Annotated in this window: 20 protein-coding genes; 6 read left to right on the top strand and 14 right to left on the bottom strand. The window is 45.2% G+C overall.

Annotated features, from left to right (window positions below; genetic code table 11):
• Window positions 1-158 precede the first annotated feature (158 nt).
• Window positions 159-1,853: a hydroxylamine reductase gene (gene hcp, locus ACYUJT_RS22830; protein WP_460326691.1), complete on the top strand. Its 1,695-nt coding sequence runs from the start codon at window positions 159-161 to the stop codon at window positions 1,851-1,853.
• A gap of 112 nt (window positions 1,854-1,965) precedes the next feature.
• Here the strand turns inward: hcp and ACYUJT_RS22825 are convergent, their stop codons facing one another.
• A complete protein-coding gene (locus ACYUJT_RS22825) occupies window positions 1,966-3,420 on the bottom strand; it encodes a family 43 glycosylhydrolase (protein ID WP_460326839.1) in 1,455 nt (484 codons plus the stop codon).
• Window positions 3,421-3,522: 102 nt separating this feature from the next.
• Window positions 3,523-4,356, bottom strand: coding sequence for an AraC family transcriptional regulator (locus tag ACYUJT_RS22820; RefSeq protein ID WP_460326689.1), 834 nt, complete (start codon window positions 4,354-4,356; stop codon window positions 3,523-3,525).
• 160 nt (window positions 4,357-4,516) lie between these two features.
• Here ACYUJT_RS22820 and ACYUJT_RS22815 point away from each other — a divergent pair, with 160 nt between their 5' ends.
• Window positions 4,517-5,617, top strand: a complete 1,101-nt coding sequence (locus ACYUJT_RS22815) for a glycoside hydrolase family 88/105 protein (protein WP_460326687.1) — start codon at window positions 4,517-4,519, stop codon at window positions 5,615-5,617.
• A gap of 96 nt (window positions 5,618-5,713) precedes the next feature.
• Here the strand turns inward: ACYUJT_RS22815 and ACYUJT_RS22810 are convergent, their stop codons facing one another.
• From ACYUJT_RS22810 to ACYUJT_RS22795, 4 genes are all read right to left on the bottom strand, one after another.
• A complete protein-coding gene (locus ACYUJT_RS22810; protein ID WP_460326685.1) occupies window positions 5,714-6,769 on the bottom strand; it encodes a cysteine peptidase family C39 domain-containing protein in 1,056 nt (351 codons plus the stop codon).
• The gene (locus tag ACYUJT_RS22805) at window positions 6,769-9,921 is read right to left on the bottom strand and encodes a non-ribosomal peptide synthetase (RefSeq protein WP_460326683.1); all 3,153 of its coding nucleotides are present in this window, start codon (window positions 9,919-9,921) and stop codon (window positions 6,769-6,771) included. The genes ACYUJT_RS22810 and ACYUJT_RS22805 overlap by 1 nt, the downstream gene beginning before the upstream one ends.
• Window positions 9,922-10,052: 131 nt before the next feature.
• Entirely contained in the window at window positions 10,053-12,377 is a 2,325-nt protein-coding gene (locus ACYUJT_RS22800; RefSeq protein ID WP_460326837.1) for an ABC transporter permease, read from the bottom strand.
• Entirely contained in the window at window positions 12,377-13,081 is a 705-nt protein-coding gene (locus ACYUJT_RS22795; RefSeq protein WP_460326681.1) for an ABC transporter ATP-binding protein, read from the bottom strand. The genes ACYUJT_RS22800 and ACYUJT_RS22795 overlap by 1 nt, the downstream gene beginning before the upstream one ends.
• Window positions 13,082-13,327: 246 nt before the next feature.
• On the opposite strand from ACYUJT_RS22795, the gene ACYUJT_RS22790 reads away from it, so the two are divergent.
• Genes ACYUJT_RS22790 through ACYUJT_RS22780 form a run of 3 tightly spaced genes read left to right on the top strand, consistent with a single transcriptional unit; the run spans window position 13,328 to window position 15,252 of the window.
• Window positions 13,328-13,696 carry a GntR family transcriptional regulator gene (locus ACYUJT_RS22790; protein ID WP_460326679.1) on the top strand — a complete coding sequence of 123 codons (369 nt, stop codon included), beginning with the start codon at window positions 13,328-13,330 and terminating at the stop codon, window positions 13,694-13,696.
• 7 nt (window positions 13,697-13,703) lie between these two features.
• Complete coding sequence (locus ACYUJT_RS22785; protein WP_460326677.1) at window positions 13,704-14,573, top strand: ATP-binding cassette domain-containing protein; 870 nt, start codon at window positions 13,704-13,706, stop codon at window positions 14,571-14,573.
• Window position 14,574: 1 nt separating this feature from the next.
• Window positions 14,575-15,252, top strand: a complete 678-nt coding sequence (locus tag ACYUJT_RS22780; protein WP_460326675.1) for a hypothetical protein — start codon at window positions 14,575-14,577, stop codon at window positions 15,250-15,252.
• A 441-nt stretch (window positions 15,253-15,693) separates the two neighbouring features.
• Here the strand turns inward: ACYUJT_RS22780 and ACYUJT_RS22775 are convergent, their stop codons facing one another.
• The 7 genes from ACYUJT_RS22775 to ACYUJT_RS22745 all read right to left on the bottom strand — a co-directional run bounded on the left by ACYUJT_RS22775 (window position 15,694) and on the right by ACYUJT_RS22745 (window position 21,479).
• A complete protein-coding gene (locus tag ACYUJT_RS22775; RefSeq protein WP_460326672.1) occupies window positions 15,694-16,059 on the bottom strand; it encodes a GntR family transcriptional regulator in 366 nt (121 codons plus the stop codon).
• Window positions 16,056-16,712 carry an ABC-2 transporter permease gene (locus ACYUJT_RS22770; protein WP_460326670.1) on the bottom strand — a complete coding sequence of 219 codons (657 nt, stop codon included), beginning with the start codon at window positions 16,710-16,712 and terminating at the stop codon, window positions 16,056-16,058. Before ACYUJT_RS22770 ends, ACYUJT_RS22775 begins: the two co-directional genes overlap by 4 nt.
• Window positions 16,705-17,559 carry an ABC transporter ATP-binding protein gene (locus ACYUJT_RS22765; protein ID WP_460326667.1) on the bottom strand — a complete coding sequence of 285 codons (855 nt, stop codon included), beginning with the start codon at window positions 17,557-17,559 and terminating at the stop codon, window positions 16,705-16,707. Before ACYUJT_RS22765 ends, ACYUJT_RS22770 begins: the two co-directional genes overlap by 8 nt.
• 497 nt (window positions 17,560-18,056) lie before the next feature.
• Window positions 18,057-18,755 carry an RNA polymerase sporulation sigma factor SigK gene (gene sigK, locus ACYUJT_RS22760; protein ID WP_430216587.1) on the bottom strand — a complete coding sequence of 233 codons (699 nt, stop codon included), beginning with the start codon at window positions 18,753-18,755 and terminating at the stop codon, window positions 18,057-18,059.
• Between the two features lie 1,098 nt (window positions 18,756-19,853).
• Window positions 19,854-20,426 carry a hypothetical protein gene (locus ACYUJT_RS22755; protein ID WP_460326664.1) on the bottom strand — a complete coding sequence of 191 codons (573 nt, stop codon included), beginning with the start codon at window positions 20,424-20,426 and terminating at the stop codon, window positions 19,854-19,856.
• A 647-nt stretch (window positions 20,427-21,073) separates the two neighbouring features.
• Window positions 21,074-21,292, bottom strand: a complete 219-nt coding sequence (locus ACYUJT_RS22750) for a hypothetical protein (RefSeq protein WP_460326662.1) — start codon at window positions 21,290-21,292, stop codon at window positions 21,074-21,076.
• Window positions 21,267-21,479: a hypothetical protein gene (locus ACYUJT_RS22745; protein WP_460326853.1), complete on the bottom strand. Its 213-nt coding sequence runs from the start codon at window positions 21,477-21,479 to the stop codon at window positions 21,267-21,269. Before ACYUJT_RS22745 ends, ACYUJT_RS22750 begins: the two co-directional genes overlap by 26 nt.
• A 119-nt stretch (window positions 21,480-21,598) precedes the next feature.
• On the opposite strand from ACYUJT_RS22745, the gene ACYUJT_RS22740 reads away from it, so the two are divergent.
• On the top strand, window positions 21,599-22,222 hold the full coding sequence (locus ACYUJT_RS22740; RefSeq protein WP_460326660.1) for an acetate uptake transporter: 624 nt from the start codon (window positions 21,599-21,601) through the stop codon (window positions 22,220-22,222).
• 89 nt (window positions 22,223-22,311) lie between these two features.
• On the opposite strand, the gene ACYUJT_RS22735 is transcribed toward ACYUJT_RS22740, so the two are convergent.
• On the bottom strand, window positions 22,312-23,499 hold the full coding sequence (locus tag ACYUJT_RS22735) for an MFS transporter (RefSeq protein WP_460326658.1): 1,188 nt from the start codon (window positions 23,497-23,499) through the stop codon (window positions 22,312-22,314).
• Between the last annotated feature and the right edge of the window lie 181 nt (window positions 23,500-23,680).

Raw genomic sequence — 23,680 nt, 5'->3', positions numbered from 1 at the left:
TTCTTTTTTTATATAATTATGGATATTCTGGATCAAATTTATATATTGTGATTCCAATCACTCAGTCGCCATTGCGCCTGCGTTATGCTTCTGATGAATTGATGATGTGCATGATTGCACAGGCCGCTTTCACAAATAAAAATGGGGAGGTAACATAGATGGATCAAGCTGTATTAAATAAGCCTGAACAGCAAATGCCCATGTTTTGTTTTCAATGCCAGGAGGCATCTAAAGGCACCGGTTGCACGATCGTAGGCGTATGCGGGAAAACATTCGATGTAGCAAACCTGCAAGATTTGCTCATTTTTGTTCTGAAAGGCATATCATTCTTTAGCGTAGATACAGAGCTGCCTGAAGCGCTTGAACACCAAGCATCTGTATTTATCATGGACTCGTTGTTTGCAACGATTACTAACGCTAACTTTGACAGAGAAGTGTTCGTCGCTAAAATTCGGGAAGCGCTCAAACTTCGCGATGAAGTGCGCCAACATTGGGAGCGTCAGCAACCAGCAGGCAAGACGTTGCTGCCGGATGCGGCGGTTTGGCATAGCGACGATGACAAGTCGTTTGATGCTAAAGCGGAGCAAGTCGGTGTGCTTGCCACAGAAGATGCCGACATCCGTTCGTTACGAGAATTACTCACTTACGGGCTTAAAGGAATGGCTGCATACCTGTATCATGCCTATCAATTGGATTATATCGATGCTCAAGTTGATAAATTTATGCGCCGGGCTCTCGCTGCTACTCTGGACGATACATTGACCGCAGATCAATTGGTCGCACTCGTGATGGAGACTGGCAAATTCGGCGTGGATGCGATGTCCTTGCTGGACCAGGCGAACACCAGCACATACGGTCATCCTGAGGTTACAAAGGTCAACATCGGAGTACGCAACCGTCCAGGCATTCTGATCAGCGGGCATGATCTGAAGGATCTCGAGGAGCTGCTGCAGCAAACCGAAGGTACAGGCGTAGATGTGTATACCCACAGCGAAATGCTGCCAGCCCACTACTATCCAGCCTTCAAGAAATACGAGCATTTTGTGGGGAATTACGGCAATGCGTGGTGGAAGCAAGCTAGTGAATTCGAAGACTTTAACGGCCCGATCCTGATGACGACCAACTGTATCGTACCACCCAAACCAGGTTACATGGATCGCATCTATACGACGGGTAATACCGGATATCCTGGCGTACGGCATATTCCAGATGGGATAGACGGCCAGCCTAAAGATTTCTCCGAAATCATTACCCTCGCCAAGCAGTGTCAGCCTCCGACTGAGCTGGAGACCGGAGAAATCATCGGCGGATTTGCCCATAACACCGTGACCAGCATCGCCGACCAAGTTGTCGATGCCGTTAAGACGGGTGATATCAGACGTTTCTTCGTCATGGCTGGCTGCGATGGCCGGATGAAATCCCGCAATTATTATACTGAATTTGCTCAGCAGCTTCCCCGCGATACAGTCATTCTGACTGCAGGCTGTGCGAAATACAAATATAACAAGCTCGATCTCGGAGATATCGGTGGCATCCCGCGCGTTCTAGATGCGGGCCAGTGCAACGACTCCTATTCGCTCGCCATTATTGCGCTAAAGCTTAAAGAGATACTGGGACTTGATGATATCAATGAACTACCGATTTCATATAATATCGCCTGGTATGAGCAAAAAGCGGTCATCGTGCTGTTGGCTCTGCTCTACCTCGGGGTCAAAAACATCCATCTCGGGCCGACGCTGCCTGCCTTCCTCTCTCCAAACGTTGCCAAAGTGCTGGTTGATCAATTCGGCATCGGCGGCATTACGAATGTCGAGGATGACATGGAAATGTTCCTTGGAGCTTATGCTCAATAATTAGTAAAACGCCTTGTCGGCGTAACTCCCAGGATTATACTCCATATATTAAGAGACAGGCTGCGCCCTTCGCTTGATTAGAAGTGAGCGCAGCCTGACTTTCATCATAGAACTATTTCAAAACCAATGACTTAAAATCCAGCTTTCCCGATCCCTCATAGGTAAAATAGAGCGCCTGCTTCCCATTCTCCACACTGATTTTCGTCCCATAATATGTAAAGGCACTGCTTGGCGTTATCGTTATCCTTGCGATCGGCTCTGTATGTAAATCATTCGATACGAGCATGAAACCCGAAGCACGCCCCCGAACACATACAGCGATTTCCGTTACATCCTGCATCAAAAAATATTTGAAGCCCGCCACTGCTCCATTTCTCATATTTGCAATATATTGAAAAGGATTATTTCCCCTATCTTTCCCGCTTTGCGTGAAATACGGATGATTTCTGAAAGTTATATTTCCAAAATATACACCATACCGGCCAGCGCCTTTCGCCGACATCAGGTGGCAGGCAATTCGTGCCTCATACTCTACTTTGCCAATAAGCGGACCGTTGTTCAGACCGCAGCTGCTCATCTCCACCTGAGGAATCGTCCCATCCTCCCTAATCTCGATCGGTTCGGCAAGTCCCTGTCTGGAATAATGATGCCGGTTCGTTTGCCTGTGATGAAACACATACCATTGATCTCGGACCTGAACGATACCGCCATGATTGTTGCCAATATAGTTATAGGCAAGCTGATCCGAATCGTGACCGTTCAAGTAAAGGTCGCCATTGCTTACGATCGTTCCGCCGAATTTAAACTCGCCTGTCGGGCTTTTGCTTGTGGCATAGCATAATTCATGGCCATTGATCGACGAATATATCAAATAATAAGTATCTTTTATTTTACGAATGGAGCTTGCCTCAAAAAACTCATGTCCTTCGAACCCGGTTCCGTCCGCCTCCCCCACTTTTGGCAGGATAAGCTTCGGCTCGTCGATCACGGTCTTCATATCCGGCTGTAACTGAATTACGTATCCGCCTTTGCAAGTGCGTCTCTTCCATCCGGTCATGAAAAAGGGAACCTCTTTCTTGGGAGCAAAGCCCGAATACAGATAGACGCATCCATCATCATCAACTAGGACGCCGGGGTCGAATAAAATAGGATCTCCGCTGTTATCCCACAACAAATCTCCATTCGGATGGCTTACATAACCGTAAAACTCATACTTGCCTGCTGGTGAATCACATACGGCGATGGCCATAACGCTGCGAAAAGCCAGGGTATAATACAGGTAATATCGCCCGTCAGCGCCCCTTGCCACATCGGGAGCATACATCTGATACAAGCCTAATTTATTCATAGGATCTTGAGTTTTCTTATAAATGACCCCTTCGTATCTCCAAGCGCTTAGGCCATCAATAGGGGCAGACCAGCAAACATAATCATTCATACAGAATAGCTTCCCATTAAATCTGTCGTGCGAACCAAATACATATAATCTATCTCCGAATACATAGGGTTCACCATCGGGGATGTATTCGAAGCTAGGCAAGTATGGATTCAAAGCCTGGCGCGGCATCATCTTTGACTTCATCTCCCTTTATGTTTATACAACAGTTTAAAGGAATAAATGAGTCCAGCATATCAACCAAAAGTTGCCGGAGGAAACTAATGACGGCAACTAAAAATTTCTTCTGTAATATAACGGCGCATTGCCCGTAACCTCCTTGAACACCCGGCCAAAATGCGTCACACTTCCAAAGCCTACTTTCCTGGCGATCAAGTGCACCTTCATGGAAGAGCCCTCCAGCAGCTTCTTGGCTTCCTTAATCCGGACGCTGTTCACGTACTCTACATATGTGAAACCTGTCGCTTTTTTAAAGTACCGGCTCAAATAATAAGGGCTGATATAGAACTTATCCGCCAGCAAATGCAGCGATAGTTCCTCCATGTAATATTCGTTAATAAAGCGAACGATTTCCGATATTCTTTCGTGCATGGAACTCGGCGAGGCTGGCAGCTCCATGGCGTTCTGCTTAAAATGCCTGCAGCAGATAATAAGCAGTTGCACGGCAAGCTTCTGCGCAAACAATTCGAAGCCGCTTTCCTGTTCCTTCATTTCCTGTAGAATAGCCCGAGACAGCGGCTCGATCGACAATTGGTTTCGCAAAGAACCGCTCATAATCAGATAATCCTGCTCCAGCAGAGGCCGAAGCGCTTCCTTATGGGAACCATCCGGCGAAAAATATTGCTCGTGTATATTAATAATGAGCCGCTCATGCTTCGGCTGGGCCGCATTGATCGTACGATGCAGAATATTCGGCGCAATAATGACCACATCGCCCTCGTTGATCGCTATCGTCCGGTCCTGAATAAAGATATTCCGCTGGCCGGACATCAAATAATAGATTTCGTACGTGCTGTGAAAGTGGCTGACCGGCATATGGTGGCTTAATGCTTCCCGGTGGGACACCAGAAAATTTCCTGTGCTATTTTCGAAATAAAGATCTCCCAAACTGCTCCGCTCTCCTTTCCTAGCCTAGCCGTTGTTAATGATGTTGATTTTAATATTTCATTATATCGCAAGAATTAAGAAGAACTAGCATAAATCTGCAAAACATGTACATTTTACGATGCTAAAATAGCAGTATAAACAAGAAGGAGGAAGGATATCGATGCCATCATCCACATCCCTTAAGACCCCGATTCAATGGGCGCAACAGGCCTGTGAAGCTTTAATGGCCAAATTCGAACCGGAGGATCTTCCACCGGACCGGTTCCACTATCATCAAGGCGTCTTTCTGTCCGGCATGGAAAAGTGCTGGCGGCAGACCGGAGAACAAAAATTATATGAATATATGAAACGTTGGGTGGACAGCCAAATTCTCGAGGACGGCAGCATCAAGAAATTTATGTCCAACGAGCTCGACGACATTCAGCCCGGCGTGCTTCTCTTCACTCTCTATGAGCAGACAGGAGACGAGCGATACAAAAAAGCGCTGCATACGCTAGTGCCTCTGCTGAAGTCATGGCCGACGAATCCGTCAGGCGGATTCTGGCACAAGGGACATTATCCGAATCAAATGTGGCTGGACGGCTTGTATATGGCCGGCCCGATTGCCGTACAATTTGCCAAGACTTTCGGCGACAGCGAATATTTCTCCATGATGACCTTCCAGGCTCTCCTCATGGAGAAGCATACGAAGGATTCGGCCACCGGCTTGCTGTACCACGGCTGGGACGAAACCAAAGAGGCTGAATGGGCCAATCCCGTCACGGGTGTCGCACCGGAGTTCTGGGGCCGCGCTATTGGCTGGTATCCCGTCGCTTTGCTGGAAATGTTCGAATACCTGCCGGAGGATCACCCGGATAAAGCCAAGCTCGTGACCATTCTGCAGGATCTGCTTATCGCTCTGACGAACTATCAGGATCCGGCCACCGGACTATGGTATCAAGTCGTCGACAAAGGAGATCGCCCAGATAATTGGCTGGAAAACTCCTGTACGGCGCTGTATGTGCATGCCATTGCCAAAGCGGTCCGGTTCGGATACTTGGACGCCAATTACATGGACTATGCTTGGAAAGGGTACCAAGGCGTAATCGATACACTGATGTTCGACGAGAATGGCAACGTCGTAATCGGCAACATTTGCATCGGTACCGGAATTGGCGACTATGCCCACTACATTGCCCGCCCCACCAGCGAAAACGATCTGCACGGCGCCGGCGCCTTCATTCTCATGTGCGTAGAGATGAATCTGGCGGCAGCAACGTAATACGGGATTTTATAAACAGCTAAAAAGAGCCGGCGGATGCCGGCTCTCCATAAATAAGTATTTGTACTCTGGCCCGTGTTGTCGAATTTCTTGAGGTTATGAACACGATACGATAGATTTTCCCTGCAGCTCATTCAGCACCTGCTCCAACACCTGCGATTCCTTAACCGCAAGCATTTGGATCTTGGCCACAGCCTCTTCCAGCAAGCTCGTATCTTCCTTTAAGAAGAAGGCATACTTATAAAATAACTTCCGGATCAAGAAGGCCTCTCGTTCAATCTCTTGATACTGGGCAGTCAATTTCTCGGGCGGGCTCCAATAGCGGTGCTGTTTCATATACTCCAATCGGTCGGCCATCCTTTTTTTGTGCTCCCAAAGCAGATGGACCGGAATAATGTTCCGGTATAATGCGGAATCGGATTGGAGCAAACGCAAATATTTGACGATTTCCTCGTAAACTTTAAGCCCGTACACGTGTTGATTGGGACTGGCGATCGACCTGTATCTCTCTGAACTGTTACGGGACAACACATAATCCTCCAGGCTTTCCATCACCAGCTGAGGATCAAATGAATAGGTTCGCTCTTTATTTAAACTATACAGTATAATTTCCTTCGTATAATACGCTTTGCTTCGATCGGCCTGTCGATAGCTTTCCAGAAACGGCTCATATCCGATATCCGTTTGTCCGTACTCATAATTGTGATTAAAACCGAGTGTATGAAAGACTTGCTTCTCATCATCATAGCCAAACAATAAAGTGTCATGCGCAAAATGATGCCGCCTGTACATGGCCTTTCCGGGCAAATAAAATTCATCTAGAAATAAATAGACATAGTCTCCTTGATCGATACTTCGCTTGAAAAAAGCGATCAAATCCGTTCCCATCTCCATCCGGCTGAGCAGATCTGCCGTCATGATTTTGAGATGAAGCAGCTCATTGTAGTGGTGTGTATGCATGGGCTGATAGTAGTTAACAAATATATGTTCATCTAGATGATTAAAAAACTCGGGGTCCGCGCTCCATTGAATATAATGGCTATGAAGCCAGGGGAAAAAGTGCGGATGCTCCGGCATAACGGATAATGGATACGCATGGTGCAAATAGCTGTACAACGCAGGCTGCATATGAACGGGGAGCTGTTTATGCATTATTGTATTCCCCCTCCGCAAGCAGCAACCGCCAGCTTATCCTCCATATACGCCGCCATCTTACGGATCGTATTGCATTCATGGAGATCGAAATGGTCAATGTCAAAATGCTTCTGCAGTTCTACCTCAAGCTTGAGCGCAAGTAACGAATGCCCGCCAAGCTCAACAAAATCGTCATCGATTCCGATATTGACGTTTTCAAGCACATCCGACCATACGGTGGCCAGCTTTTGCTCCAGCTCCGTTTGCGGCGCAGCGTATTCCGTCCCTGTATAGTGAGATCTTTCACTCGGCTCGGGCAGGGCTCTACGGTCTATTTTTCCGTTGGGGCTTAAAGGCATTTCATGAAGTTGAACGAACCGCGTGGGGATCATAAACCTAGGCAGAGACTGTGACAAAATATCCCGCAGTTCGCCAGCCCCAAATGTCCTGTCTGAAACGTAGTATCCGCAAAGCTGCTTCTCGCCGGCTTCGTCCTCCCGCACAACAACAACACTTTGCTTGATGGAAGGAACCTTAGCCAACTGAGCATCGATTTCGCCCAGCTCAATACGGAAACCGCGTATTTTAACCTGATGATCCATTCGCCCGACATACTCGATCGTTCCGTCAGGCAGCCATTTTGCGAGATCGCCTGTTCTGTAAATTAGTTCTCCCGCCGCGAAAGGATGATTTACAAATACCTCGTTCGTCAGATCATCTTGATTTAAATACCCCCGGGAAAGGCCGGCTCCCCCGATACAAAGCTCCCCTGGAACACCGATCGGCTGAAGCTGACGATTTCCATTTACGATATACATTTTGGTATTGCTGATCGGTGAGCCGATCGGCAGGGTTGCCGCTTCTGGATCAATGCTGTTGATTTTCCAGTACGCCGCATATACCGTACATTCGGTCGGGCCATATATATGATATAGGCGGCCTGCACCCAGCATATCCAGCGCTCTTCTCACATGGGGTACCGATGCCTGCTCTCCCCCAAAAAAGATGGCCTTCATATTTTTCAAGCTCGATAGCTCACAATCTATGAACAAATTAAATAAGGCTGTCGTCATAAAAGAAACCGTGATTTGCTCACTTTTGATCAGATCCGTAATTTGGGCAATCTCTCCCATTGTTTCCTTCGGAACGAGGACGAGTGCCGCCCCGTGCAGCAAAGCGTTGTAGATATCAAATGTGGATCCGTCGAACGCATAGCTGGACAATTGGAGAACCCGGTCCTGTTCTGTGATCTGAAACTCGGTTGCACCCTGGATCAGACTGGTTACATTGCAGTGCGTGATCAGGACCCCTTTGGGAGCGCCTGTTGTCCCTGAAGTGTACATGATGTACATCAGATCTCCGGGTTGATTCATATTCGGCAAATTGGATCTGTCTTCACAATAGGAGAGCTCTTCGTCCAACACAACTTGATGCTCCACACCCACAGCCTTGGCTGAAAGATGCTTTTGCAGCAGCATCAGCTTTATTCCGGAATCGCCGATCATGTAATTCATCCGCTCCTGCGGATATTCCGGGTCGAATGGAACATATGCACCTCCGGCTTTGAGGATCGCGAGAAGACCTGTAATCATCTCCATGGACCGTTCCGCGAGAATGCCAACAGGCTGCCCTGCCTTGACCCCTTTGTTTCGCAAGGTGTGCGCCAGTTGATTTACCCGTTCATTTAATTGGCGGTAAGTCATCGACTGATTTTGAAATGCCACCGCAGTCCGATCCGGGAACTGGTTGGCCTGCTCCTCGAACCATTGATGAACCGTCACGTCTCTGACGGGAAACGAAGTGTTGTTGAAATCCATCAGAAGCTTGTGCTTCTCTTCCTTCGTAACAATGTCGAATTCCTTAAGCATTTGCCCCGGGGATTTCATTCCCTGCTCCATGATCAACATCAGCCGATCGCAAATTTGCCGTATTTCCTCTTCCGTAAACAAGCAGATTCTATAGTCTATTTTAAGCAGCAGATTGCCGAGCATGTTATGAAAATGAAAAGCAGCGTCCAAAGTCAGATCCTCGCAGCCGTAATCTTCACTATTCCCCAATTGGGCCTCAGCTTCTTCCGCCTGCCCCATATCCAAATAATCCATACTTAGCTGAAATAAACGGTTCACATGGGGATGATTCTTCCTGATCTCGGACAGCAAAAGATCATATGGATACTTATGATGCCGCAGCGCAGACAACTGTTCCTGACCCGACTGTGAAACAAGTTCTCTGAATGTCATCTCCGGTTCAAGCGTTATTCTTAATGGTGTAGTGCTGACAAACATACCGAGCGCATGTTTATCATTCATATTTGTCCGGTTCAAATAATTGGTACCGACGACGATATCTTGGTTGGATGTTAATTTGAACAGAAGTATAGAGAGGGCGCTTAGAAGTAAGCTCGAAGGACTCACACGATGCTCTTGGCAATAGTGATTGATTTGCTCCGACAGCGGCTTTGGCAGAAAATATGAAAACCTTGCAGCATGTGTATTTAGGGCAGGTGCAAGGTTCGGTTTGATCGAAGAGGAGTCTGGAACAGTTTGAAATTTTTCGAGCCAATATTTCCGGTCTTTCGCAAACCTGCCGGACTGAAGATAATTTTTCTCTTCTTCTATATAAGCTTGGTAAGAATATGGCAGGGGTATTTGAGGGGATTCGCCATGAAGCAGCTTGTGATATAGCCTGTAAACTTCCAGTCCGCATTTACTTAGGGAGAATCCATCCTGAATGATATGATGGGATTTCATGTATACCCATGTTTCGTCCTCGCCTTTTAAAATGATGCAAAAGTAATACAACTCCGAATCGATGAGCTGAAACGGAATTTTTCCTTGTTCCCGAATCCACTCGTCAATGACGGATTGATCCGTATCCTCGCTGAAATGAACGATATCAACGGGTTTTAGCTCAGGCTGCGGCATAAACGATTGATATACTTCCCCCGAAGGTCTGACATGCAGGCGCAGCTGAAAAACATCATAGGATGCAATCAACGCTTGAACAGCCTTCTCCAGCACGGTTACATCCAGCCTTTGCTCAAACTTCAACGCTGCATTCAAATTTCCAATCGAGGTACCCGGATAGGTTGCTTCCATCATCCAGATTCTTTGCTGCGGATGTGTTAATTCATGCTCTCCATTTGTAACGACCAGTTCATTTGTAACCATCTCTCCACTCCTGTTCTCTCTATGTTTTCCATCTAATTTCCATGCGGAGAAATTATAGCATGTGGGAGTAGTGTTTTATACTTCATTATTTTACATTTATTGTTTAAATTCTTTTGATTAGAAATAGTCATTTATTCAATGCTTTTTAATGATTCAATCATATTGATTCGGGACACCTTTCTCCGAAGCAGCAGGTTAGAGAGAGTAGTGAGCAAGAAGGCAAGAATGACGGATACGAGCATAACAAACATATTAATTTGATCTGGGATTTGCTGATGGGTACTCGACAGTGCCTCTATAATAATGGAATACATGTAGCCGCTAATCGGCAGTGCTATAATGACGGCAAAGGTGGTGAGTATCATGTTCTCAAAGAAGATCAGCCTGTTTATTTTGCTTTTTTGATATCCCAATACCTTAAGCGTAGCCAGCTCGCGATTCCTTTCATAAATATTGATGGAGGATATCGTGTAGATGGCACCAAACGAAAGAATGACGGCACTAATGATAAACATGATGAAGATAAAACTGTTTTGCTTCAGAATATATTGTGCGGATTCTTTCAAATCCTCCTTGTCCACGATGGTATCTACCTGATGGTCTTGTTCGAAGGACTGGCGAACGTTAGTAAGGTCTGCGGCGCTGCTGGCTTTCACTAGAAGCGAGGTTGGGTTGTAGTCGATGCCAAAGCTATGGAGATACGCTGCCGTGCAATAAAAGGACGGATTCGAGTACTGATTGGATATTTGCGCAACCTTCATTTCGACCGCTTTATTCGCAAACGACGGATCGGTGAACTGGATTCGGATCGTATCCCCTACCGCAATCTTATAGTGATCCGCATACGATTTGGGTACCAGCACCCCGCTGTCCATAAGTGTCATCGGATTGTCGTTCTCGTCGAAAAATTGAATGAGAGCATTGTCCTGCTCCGTAACAATCAACGTGGCGTTCTCATGATCATCGCCTTTGACGAATTCCACGGGATAAGCTGATAGATGATAGCTGCTCTCAATCCCGGCAGGCAGCTGTACCTTCTGAAGCTCTGCTTCCCTCGCATATTCGATCCTCAGATCATAGGTATTTACCTCTTCGATCTGGTCAGCCACCCTTTGCAAGGACGTTTGAGTCCCAAAAGCCGTGATCAATAACACCGTACTTACCACAACACCAACGGAGCTCGCTATCGCCTTGTGCTTATTAAGAAAGATGTTTCTTAAAATAAGCTTATAGCTATAGGAAATCCGTCTCCAGATTCCCGGAAACCGTTCGATGAGCAGTCTCTTCATCTTCTTCGGCGGCTTAGGCCTCATCGCCTGCGCTGCCCGTTCTCGCAAAATGCCTGCGCCGCTCAGGTAACAAGCCAGCATGCCGAATGCGCTTGAGAAGAGGATAGGCGGAATGACCGAGAAAGAGGATAGGGAAAAGGTAATGCCCGGCAGCGAGTAGGATCTGGCATTGGACGCCTCAATCATTGGAACGAATAGAATCGCCGAAACGACGCAGCCAAGAATGGAGCCTATGATGCCGACAAGCACCGGGAATCCCATGTAATGGAACATAATGCTGCTGTTCTTCACTCCTAACGCCTTCATAATGCCTACTTGGTTCCTTTGCGAATCGATGATCCGAGACATGGTAAGGTAAAGAATGATCGCTTCGATCATAAAGAGAACCAATGGAATAACCTTACTCATCAATTTATTGTTATGGACCGTTTGCTGGAGCTGCGAATAACTGAACGTCCGCTCTTTGCTGATTTGGCTTACATAGAAAAGATTCTTGGATTGTGCTTCAATGTTCTGGCTTAACTGGTTTACATCGTACCCTTCTTCCGCATCGATCAACACTTCATTATAGAAAAGGCTGCCGGCGATTCGAGTAACTCCCGCTTCAGCCACATATGCGAATCCAGACGTTTTATGATTCTGGGTTTCGTTCTTCTTCGCATATTCCACATTCTCGCCCAAGCCGCTAATGGTGAATGCCACATCCTGATCATTGACGCTTAACTGTATTTGATCTCCGATTTTGTACTGATGTTCCGTAGCGTAATGGGAATCCAGCAAAATTTGATCCTTGCTAGACGGAATGCTGCCCTCGATCATCGCTGGCGTATTCATGCTATTGTTGGCAGGGATCGAATGGATCTTTAAGGTCGCTTTCGCATTGTCAAAAGATTGCATCGCATCAAAAGTGTACCGTCCTTCAATTTTGTTTATCCCTTCGATTTTGCCTAATTCCGCCATCTCCTGTTTGGAAATTCGGTCGTAGTAGACGTTCAAGTCGCTTAAATTATGCGCTTGAAAATAGTCCTTCGAATAAGCGCTAAGATTATCACTTAACGTAACTAGCCCCGTGTAGAAAAAAGCACCTACGGTGATAACCAACACAAAGGCAAGAAATTGGCCGATCGATTGCTTGATATCCCTTAACAATTTCTTGAATAATTTCATCACCACTCAATCCCTTCAACGCTTTGTTTGTGCTCATTGACTGTTACGCTTTCGATTTTTCCGCTTTTCACCCGAATGATTTTATCCGCCATCGGAGCGATCGCGGAGTTATGCGTGACCAACACAACGCACTTTTTCGTTTCAGTGTTCAAATCCTGAAGAAGTTTCAATACGGACTTGCCGGTCATATAATCCAACGCACCGGTTGGTTCATCGCAGAGCAATAGCGAAGGGTTTTTGGCAACGGCGCGGGCTATGGCGACTCGCTGCTGTTCTCCTCCAGAGAGCTGGGAAGGGAAGTTTTTCATCCGGTTCTTTAACCCTACTTTATTTAATATCTCCTGGGCATCCAAATGGTTTTTGCATACTTCAGTGGCGAATTCAACGTTTTCTAAAGCGTTCAAATTGGGAATTAAGTTATAGAATTGAAAGACAAATCCTACCTTCTCAGCGCGATATCCCGTGAGCTTCTTTTCGTTGAAGCTAGTTATATCCTGACTGCCCACAGTCACTTTACCCGAGGATGCCGTATCCATGCCGCCAAGTATGTTCAGAATCGTGCTTTTTCCGGCGCCGCTTGCCCCAAGAATAACGACGAACTCGCCCTCGTTGATGGAAAAGTCAACGCCGTTCAGCGCCTTGATCGGCACTTCGCCTATTTTGTATTCTTTCGATACGTTTTTGAATTCGATTAATGTTTTCATAAATCATATCTCCCCGTTATTGATTTTCGACTTCTGAAACGCTCCCTTTGGCCTTGTATATTTTAATGTATGACGGTATACTACTCATGTAGCATACTATAATACAACAATTATATTGTCAATAACTGGATCGCGTGTGAAAAGCTCCTCTTTTCCTCAAGGCCATTTGCTATTGACATCTTTTTACGCTTAAGTTATGGTTTGCTGCTAGATAGGTAACAAACTACGATGCTGAGTGGTGAGGCAATGAACGTAACTTTCGACGATAAACAGCCGATTTTTCAACAAGTAGCCCATATCATTGAGGACGATATCCTGAACGGAACCTACCGAGAGGACGAACAGATTCTTTCCGTGGCTCAGTTTTCTCAGCTGTTTCAAATCAATCCGGCTACCGTAGTGAAGGGGATCGGCTTGCTCGTAAATGAAGGTATTTTGTATAAAAAAAGAGGGCTTGGCATGTATGTCTCGACGGATGCCAAACAAAAGATTCAAAATCAGCGAAGAGACCGTTTCTATAAGGAGTTGCTGTCAGATCTACTTTGCGAAGCCGATAAACTCGAGCTGACGACCGAAGATATCATTAACATGATCAAACAATTACGGAAGGAATGAATCTATTGTGAGCATCGTATTGAGTTGCGATAAATTAAACAAAAAATACGGTCGAACCTACGCATTGCGGGATCTGGATATGCAGTTGGAGAAAAACGTGATTTACGGCTTGCTCGGGCGAAACGGTGCCGGCAAAACGACCTTGCTTAACATCATAGCAGGCGGAATTTTGGCGAACGACGGCACCATTGAGATAAGAGGACGGAAGCTTGGAAAAGGAGAATTTCCTGAGGATTTCTGTTTCGTTCGGGAGAAGAACAAGCATTTCGGAGGAGCACGAGTGATCAAGGCTTTGCAGCTTGCTGCAAATTTTCATCCCCATTGGGACTGGACGTTTGCTCATAAGCTGCTTCAAACGTTTCAGCTCGATCCAAACAAAAAAATCAAACAGCTCTCAAGAGGCACGGAATCGCTCGTAGGTATCATCATCGGTCTGGCCAGCCGGGCGGCGTTGACCTTATTCGACGAACCCGTGCTTGGACTTGATGTCTTGATGCGAGAAAAGTTCTATAAGGAGCTGTTAGAGGATTACGCCAATTACCCCCGTACGATTTTGCTTTCTACACATTTGATTGACGAAATCGCTCCAGTCGCAGAGCGGGTTTATATCATGGATCAGGGCTCGCTCCTGCTTCATGACGAGATTAATCGGTTACGCATGGCAGCTTATTTAATTCGCGGAAATTCGGATGCCGTGACATCGTTTACGGAAGGGAAGCGAGTATTACATACGGAATCTTACGGTCACGGGAAGCTTGCCGCCATTTTCGAAATGTTGAGTGATGGGGACAGGCTGCAAGCACGCCAACTTGACATTACGATTGAACATTTGACGCTTCAAAAGTTTTTCTCGTATTTGATCGAAGGGGGACACTAAATTGAGTGCATTGGCCGTTCATTTAAAGGCGACCTATTTGCAATTGAAGATTTACATTTGGATGGTCATTATTTTCATCCTCCTTGGCAGGTTGGCGGAATTCATTGTTGGTCTCTTTATAGACAGCAGCCAAAGCGCAGTACTTGCGGATGGCAACCTGCTGCTGCTCATTTTGCTATTTATCGCCATCGTGCTTCCGCTTAGTTATTACAAACGCATCGTACATTTAGGCGCAAGCCGCAAACAATATTTTTGGGGACTTCAATTCGTGTATGCCGTGTGGGCAGCAGCCATCGCATTATTCAATTGTTTATGGCCTATGGTTGAAGTTAATGTGCTCCATAAGAACACCGTTAATCTTATCGAGGCGTTCCGTTGGAATGATTTTGGCCTGGCCGGTTCTTTCCTCTACCAAACCGTTTTTTATTTGATGGTTATGGCGCTCCTAAGCACGCTGGTCTCCGGTTACTACCACTTTGTCGGTTGGCTGGTGTGGGCGCTGTTCATTGTGGCGATTCCGACTGGAACGGCGATTCCTTCCCTGCGCATTCATGTTGTTTCTTTTTTCGAAGCGTTGTTATTCAACGGCTCGCTGTTCGCGGGCGTCGGATTTAATCTTTTGCTTCTCTTCCTATTCGTAGCCGGTGGTTGGTTTTTTACCAAGAGAAGAACACACTAAATTTTGTTCTAACGGTTACCATTGCCGTTAATCCGCCGATTTTTCACTTTTTGAGAATCTAACGGTTGTATATACGGCTATTCTAACTTTTTTGATATGTTGCGACGAATTCTGCACAAACAACGTGGATTACAACCGTTAGAACATCGAAATGCTCATTTTCGACTCATTAACGGCTGTGGCAATCGTTAGAGGTTTGGAAGGGTTTCAAGCTTTCCAAATCGTCTTTGAGTCTCGTCCCCATTAGTGGACTGTTTTTGAAAAGGTTTGCAGGAGGCTGCACTCAAAATGCCCTTCATTCTAGCTCTCAGAGCTTGTTGAAGGGCATTTGTGTTACCGACCTCTTGATGATATAGACACAACCCGATGCCACCTCTGAGCTCGCTCGGACGTGATAGCAGATTGGTATGCGTCAGGGGGGAATCGGGCAACTCTCGACTATTAATAGACCTTTTTCAATATTTCTATCATCTCATCTAAGGTAAGACCGAAGGACTTGTAATAGGACACCTCGCCAGCCATTTGTTTCATAACCATTTCGTTGCGCATTCGCAGCTTCTCGTCGGGTGAGTACTCCGCCACAAAGCATCCTTTTCCTGTGATCGTATTGATCAAACCGCACCGCTCGAGTTCTTCCCATGCCTTCTTGACGGTGATGACACTAATACGCAGCTCGTGGGCTGCTTGCCTGATGGGCGGCAGACAATAGCCGCTCTCCAGCTCGCCTTTCAGAATTTGAGCGCTGATTTGCTCGAATAGCTGCTGATAAATTGGTTTCTCAGAGGTATTCGAAATAGCTACGTTCATTGGATCTCCACTTTAAGGAATCGTTTGACCCCAATTCGATAAGCAATGGCGGTAAGTGCTATAAATATCACGATCCCCCCGATCAGGATATAGGTTTGAAGCGTCCTGCTGTAAGCATTCGTGCCATAGAATATATCAGACATCATCGGACTCTGGAACCCGAGCCACTGGGCGATCCCAGCGAACAGCATGGTAGCCGTTATGGAGTAGAGCAGCGCAGCGCCGATTTTGTATGCCGTCTTGTAATATATGGGGATAAAGACAAGGTTAAAGATCGCCAGCATGGCAAAACACAAACCCCAGAAACCCAAATTTGGCGGGAAGAAAATGTAGTTCATATTCGGATATAAGCGCAACGTGATCAAACTATAGACCATGGCGATCACAATATGCAACACCTCCAAGCCGGCAACCACAATTATTCTTGCTTTTACGATATCCCGCTTGGTGACGGGCATCATCGAAGTAAACATCAAATCGTTCTGCGATCGAAATTGGTTAAACATATTCGGTACCGTGATCCAGACAAAATACAGAAGAACGATGAAATAGATCCAGCCGGGAATGAGCATTAAAGCGCCGGTCATAAAAGGCATGATAAAAAACATTGGATGTACACCTAATTTAATATCCTTCATTACCAAGTTATCCATGGGTATCCCCCTTCTTCGTGAAATATACCAAGATATCCTCAAGGCTTGGCGTGGCAGTTTTTATGCCATAGGATGGATTGAAATCGCCAACGTGAATTAATCCCGTAAAACCGAACGAATTCGTTTTATATGATATCATCTGATCCTTCACCTGCAGCAATTGGCTCTTGGTACCGTTCAGTAGGAGGAAAGATTCTTTGAATTCCTCCTTCTCGCAGCTAAGAATAATTTGCCCATCCGAGATAAAAGTAATGAAATCCGCACACTTCTCCAAGTCGGAGGTAATATGGGTCGAGAACAAAATGCTAACTTCGCCGCCTACGATAAGCTCTTGGAAAATATCCAGCAGATCGTCTCTCGAGGCCGGATCAAGCCCGCTTGTCGGTTCATCGAGGATGAGAAGCTTCGCCCCATGGGATAAGGCAAGGGCAAGGCTGTATTTCACCTTCATTCCCGTCGACAGGTCGGCGATTTTTTTGTTTTCATCCAATTTGAACCTTCGCAGGTAGTTGTAGTAAGTCACATCGTCCCAATTCTGATAGAACTTTTTAATCGTATTGGTCAACGTCTTTATTTTGCTCCGCCTATAAAAATCGGTGCCTCCGAAGGCGAATCCTATGTCCTGCTTCAACTCAAGTTCGTGTTCGGCCATGTTTCTGCCCAGAATATGAACCTCGCCGCTATCGATATGGGTCATATTCAAAATCGATCTGATCGTGGTTGTTTTACCTGCACCGTTAACACCGATAAACCCCATAATGTAGCCCTTCTCCAGCTGGAACGAAACATCTTTGAGTTCAAAATTCGGGTATTTCTTATTTATATCTCGAATATCTAGCGCCAGCATTCTTTACCTCCTCGAAAATTGTGTTTACCGTACATGCACAATATATCACCAAAAGTTGGGAACGTCAACGACCCCAAGCCTTTGGAGTAAAAATTATTTTAAAACACCCGTCAGACTTTAAAGTCGGCGGGCTTATTAGGTATCTAGTAACCTCCTGCTCCCAAAATATCTATGAGCGTAATCTCATTCCCCTTTTTATCCGTTCCTATCGGATCGTGTAACGACACATCTTTACGGGTTTTCTTCAATGACCTAAAATGCATCAGTATCTCGTTCTCGATACAACGTGCGGCAAAGCGGAGAACTCAAGATCAATTTAAACTAACCTTCCCGTTAGTTTAATGAACAAGATATACTATAATACTATGTATTCTACTTTATGGCCCCTTTTATATTTGCTCATCAACGTCCTTCTTTTCCAGGTTAGACGTTATGTATACAAAAACTTAAACAGACTGCTCAGCTATTGACTGTGCAGTCTGCATAATGAGTATACCTCACTTCTTCTTATAAAACTCATGATACAGCTTCATCAATGCCCGCTTCTCAATCCGCGATACATAGCTCCGGCTAATGCCCAGTTCCTTGGCGATTTCACGCTGCGTCCGCTCCTCGCCCCCATGTTCAAGACCAAAGCGACCCTTAATAACCTCCTGCTCCCTTGCTTCGAGAATATCTAGGTTTTGGTAGATTTTGCTCTTCTCCATCTTCAGTTGAACCCGGTCCACCACATCGTCGGCTTCCGTTCCCAAAATATCTATAAGCGTGATCTCATTACCCTCTTTATCCGTTCCAATCGGATCGTGCAGCGACACATCTTTACGCGTCTTCTTCAGTGACCGAAGATGCATCAGTATTTCGTTCTCAATACAGCGAGCCGCAAACGTCGCCAGCTTCGTCCCTTTGTTCGGCCGGAAGCTCTCGATCGCTTTAATCAAACCGATCGTTCCGATCGAGATGAGATCCTCCAGGTCTTCGCCCGTGTTATCGAATTTTTTTACTATATGCGCGACCAACCTAAGGTTATGTTCAATCAACAGGTTACGGCTCACGGGATCACCTTCGGCCATACGCTGAAGATGTAGTGTTTCCTCTGCTTCTGTCAGAGGTTGGGGAAAAGCGTTATTTTTGACATAGGAAACGAGCAGACTAAGCTGCTGAATAAATAAAGCAATCATACTGAACATCCCTGGCATAGATGACAACACCTCCTGAGGAATGAGTGCTTTCTCTGTGGTCTGTTCATTGTATGTAGGCTGGAGCCCAGTCGTGCCTGTACAGTGGAAAAAGAAATAACCCTTCTACAATATCTTCCCAGAACCTATTCCATCAGTACTTCATGTGTTAATGAACCATCTCAAACACATCCTGCTTAATGAGATAAGCAAACATCCGCTTACATGGAAAGGTTCCTAATAAGAATCAAAGGGACCCCTTTGTCCATTCTTCGTCTTGCGTTTCGGTTAGCTCACCTAAGCTTCCAATAATACACACCATATACTTTCGGAAAAACATTGGGACAGCGGTAGCACCTGTACCTTAATCGAGCACCAGTTTCTTTATTTAGTCGGCCCGAATAGGTTGTACACCCCCACTTGCGGCCGCAATGGCCGTAGCGTATTAATGATTTCAGCAAATAATTATAGTGTACATTTATTTACATTATTTAGCTGTTTTTCTTGGTTGGCTATCTCGGTTGTGTTAATTAGTATAATTTTTGTTCTCCAAAATTTCTTGGGGTATAAAAAAATAGTGTACAAAGGAGGTTTTATATTAATAGATGATTTTCTTATGCATAGATACTGACAACTAATTGATAAAAAGGCATGAAAGTGCGATTTAATGAAGAAATTAAACATCTGCATGATTATAAGGTTTCACATTACAAATATTAATCGAGAGTTTTAGTGATGGAAGGCGTCATTTCTAAGAAAAATTAAGGGGTTATGAACGAAGTCCGCTTTAGTAAGCTAACGCATCTTGAAAGTAATCAGATTTATTTTTTGATTTTAGATTCTGACAAAATGCACTTTTCCTAGTGTCACCTGTTTCGTGTATATTTTTACTTCCTTCATAATTGGGTTGGTTTAGAGGAATTAAAAGTCGTAAATATGCCTACAACAATAGTTCTCCAAGTTTAAAACTGATTATTTAAGTTAGATCCTTGATTTTTATAACGTAAAAACGCCCATCGGCATGTGATGGGCGCTAAAATAAATCTATTGATTTAAAAAACTATCAATTAGTTCTCAGAAAAAAGACAAATATAACAACTTAAAAGATTAAAGTATATATTAGGTTACCTGGAAATTGAAAAGAAAATCCCAGTGAGAATGTGTGCCACGTTGTAATGTTGCCGTAATGTTGATACCACAAGTATAAGCAAGACCATTTTTCAGAACTGCATCCCAACCCCAGTTTCTGACAAGTATTGTATCAGAATCATATGCATTTAGGGTGTCTTTTTGATTAGTTATAGCCTTGCCTCCATTTGAATAACCAACTCCATTTTGTGATACTAAAATCCGTTTATTAGATACTGTTACAGAACGATCTTGTAGATCGAATCTATAATCAATTTTATCTATTCCAACGTAAGTGAAATTATTCTTCGAATAAGAAGTATAATAAATTGTTGCATAAACCGTAAGTGAAAGACTGTCATCGCTCTTGCTACCAGATTGTGTATGGGTTGTTGTTGCATTTATTACAGCTTCCGCCTTATATTGTGTCGCATTTTCGTTAGTCTGGATTCGTATAAATTCATCTAGCTTTTGCACTTGAACTCCTTCTACTTCAAGTTCATAAATTTCGCCTGTTTCCAGGTTTTTAAGTTGTCCATTTGCATCGAGTATATTTTTTACCACAACTCCCTCACTTTTATATTTGCTTCAATGTACTATTGAACCACGAAATTCTAATGAATTAATTTTTGATGTCGCTTATAATATAGCTAGTCCTGGTAACGTTTCTCAACTTAGTGGAACTATAACTTCTGATACTGATAGTTACCTTAGGGATAATGTAATTTCTCCTTCAATTGACACCAACTTTTTGCCAAAGCAAGGTGAGGATATAATCATTACAATTAAATGGAATAAGAAGTTTGAAGAGGAAATTGTCCTCACGCCTTAATGAGATAAAATTTATCTCAACACACTAAACCCGGTCAAGATTGGCAATTATAGTTATAATATTGGCTATTAACTTTTCGTATTTCTCTTAATAAGGAGATTGATAAGATCCTTGTGCAATATATGTAGTTCATACTGAATAAAAATCAGCCCTTTACCTAGGCTGATTTTTATTATTTTTAATCTTGGATGGAACTTTTCATAGTAATATCTACCGAGAACTTACTGACAGGTTTCAACATTTCTGAAATAAGAGCCGCTCCGTTAAAGGATCGATGTGTTCTTCTACGAAGTTGTTACAAAAAAAACTGAATGACATCGCTATATACGCTTTTCATGATGATTACCTCATTTATTTTTCGATGAAGAGCCGTGTCACGTTACTTCTTCGTACAAACCGTATCGCTCAATTTCGCTAACAATGTATCCACACTTGCTTTACCCAAGGTCAAATCCAAAAATTCGATCCGAACCTCCACTCCATCCCTGCTATCATAAACTATAGGCTGCTTAATATCCGAAAGGCGAGGGTTCCAGGGATAGAGAAGATAGACCTCACTGGCACTATATTTTTTACCATAAGCGTATGCCTGATACATATCTGCTTGTGATATGCCGTAATCTGGAGTATGTGTTCAAATGATCTGGCGCAGATTTTGAAATTGACCCACTTTCCAGCTCCTTCAGAAAATCCTCGTAGTACGCAAGACTGTACTGGAATGCCTTGTTGCCGGCCTTTACATTTACCTCATCAAAGTTCTGCGCCTGCTCCATCACTTTTCTCATGCCCCAAAGAAACATCACTGCAGAGCCCGGCCAAATCGGATATAATAAGTAATCCAGTCTTTATTCCGCTATCGGAGGAATGAAGCAATATATCATCTTGTGGAGGCTTTTAAGAAACCATGCAAACTGTAAATTCTACTCATGTAAAAATCATAACGGCTGATCCCAGCGGAATCGGCCTATTCGGACTGGCGATCGTCACTCTGGTCGCTTCCTCTCAGAAGCTAGGGCTGACGGACGGCTTAAGCTATGTCCTTCCCTGGGCAATATTCCTTGGGGCATTCGCCCAGTTGTTCGCCTGCATCCAGGATGCGAAGCATAATAACACTTTTGGGATGACGGCTTTCGGCGCCTATGCCTTTTTCTGGTTCGGCATGGGTGCTAGCTGGTTGATCAAGCTGGGCGCATTCGGGCCGGAGCTGGCAGCTGGCATAGACGGCAAGCAGCTTGGTTTTGCGTTTGCCGGATACCTCATCTTTACTATATTTATGACCATCGGTGCCATGGAGACGCATAAAGTGCTCTTTTTCATCTTCGTACTGATTGATCTTCTTTTTCTCGGTCTTTCTTTGGATGCTTTTGGCGTTGCCCCGGGAGTGTTCCATGCCCTGGCTGCTTACGCGGAAATGGGCATTGCCCTGCTCTCGTTATATGGTGCCGGTGCAGCAGTGCTCAATGTTCATTTTGGCCGGATTTTTCTGCCTGTAGGGCGCCCGTTCGGCATCTTCAAACCCCGGGCCTAACCCGCTGCTAACTTTGCTAACTACAAAAACAAAGCCGCCCTTCGCGCTCCGATACGCGATAGGCGGCTTTTTCATATATTGCAATTTAGTCACCGGGCTTTCCAGGCACGTCGGCGGGAAATCGCATCCGTCGCCAGAAACAGGATTCCTCCCACGAGGGAAGCAATGCTTGCAAACAAATACATGCTTGATCCCCCGAACAGGTCGGATAGTCTACCGCCCACAATCCCGCCAGTCATTCCGGCCAGACCAAGGTAGACCATGCTCAACAGTGAAAAACCTGTAGCCCCTAACTGCGGAGGAAGAATCCGTGCAACATAATGCATAACCACGATCCAGAACACCGCAAAGGTAATAGCAGCACCCGCTTGCAGCGCCAGCAGCACCCACGGATCGTCCGACACATAATACATGAACCAGCGAATCGTGTATAATAGGCCGACAATGCCAATCAGCACATATTCATGGATTCGGTTTAGATATTTACCGAGCAAAGCGAATACGGGGATTTCCATGGCAGCGGCCAAAGCCCAGGCCCATCCGACCATGGCATCGGTAGCGCCCAGTTCCTTCATGTACAAGCCAAGCATCACATCATTCATCCGATGAGGAACCGAAATGACGAATACAAGGAACAGAAACCATAGGAATGATTTGTTCGTGAACAGTTCTTTTAAGGCTGTTAAGGTTATGCCTTCCCCTTCGGCAGGCTCGTCCCGCAGAAAGATCAGCAGCACAAACGGTACGATCCAGGCCCCCCACAGCAAATACGGCAGCCCAGTAATCCCGCCCAATGCTGCCAGCAGCAGTCCCCCCGACAGGGATACTACGGTGTAACCCAAAGAACCAAACAGCCGCAGCGAACCGTAGGATTTCCCTCTGCGCGCCGCCGCCTGGACCGAAATGCTATCCAGCAAAGGCATGGAAGGCTGATAGAAGAAATACAACGATAATACGAAACACAGGGTCAGCACGTAGCTCCCCCCAGAGTTAAACAACGCGACACTGCTGACAATCGCCAAAATCCACAGCCAAAAAATCATCATCTTCACCGTCTGCAGCCTGTCGCTTAAATACCCCCAAAACGGCTGTATCATGCTTGCCACGAACGGTCCAATCATCATAAGAAAGCCGATTTGCGAGGACGAATAGCCCAAGTTCGCAAAATACAACGGTAAAAATGGCGCAAGCACTGCTAAAATGGCATACTGCCAGAAGTTTATTCCACGAAGGATCAACATCTGTCTGTCTTTTCGTGCTGCAGCTCTATTGTTCATTGTTGTCAAAATTGATCTCTCCGCTTCATGATGCTATACATGCGTTAATTGTAATAGTCAGGTACTTAAGCTCGTGATTATGATATAACAGTTGCATATCCGCTTCAAGTCAACTTTGTCCAGTTTCGGCCGCATAATTGAAAAATTAAGTACATTGTAACCTAATTGACTATGGAGACTC

The organism is Paenibacillus sp. YSY-4.3, from assembly GCF_054767475.1.
The sequence above is the reverse complement of the archived record's forward strand: the minus strand, read 5'-3'. Positions and strand labels throughout refer to the sequence as shown.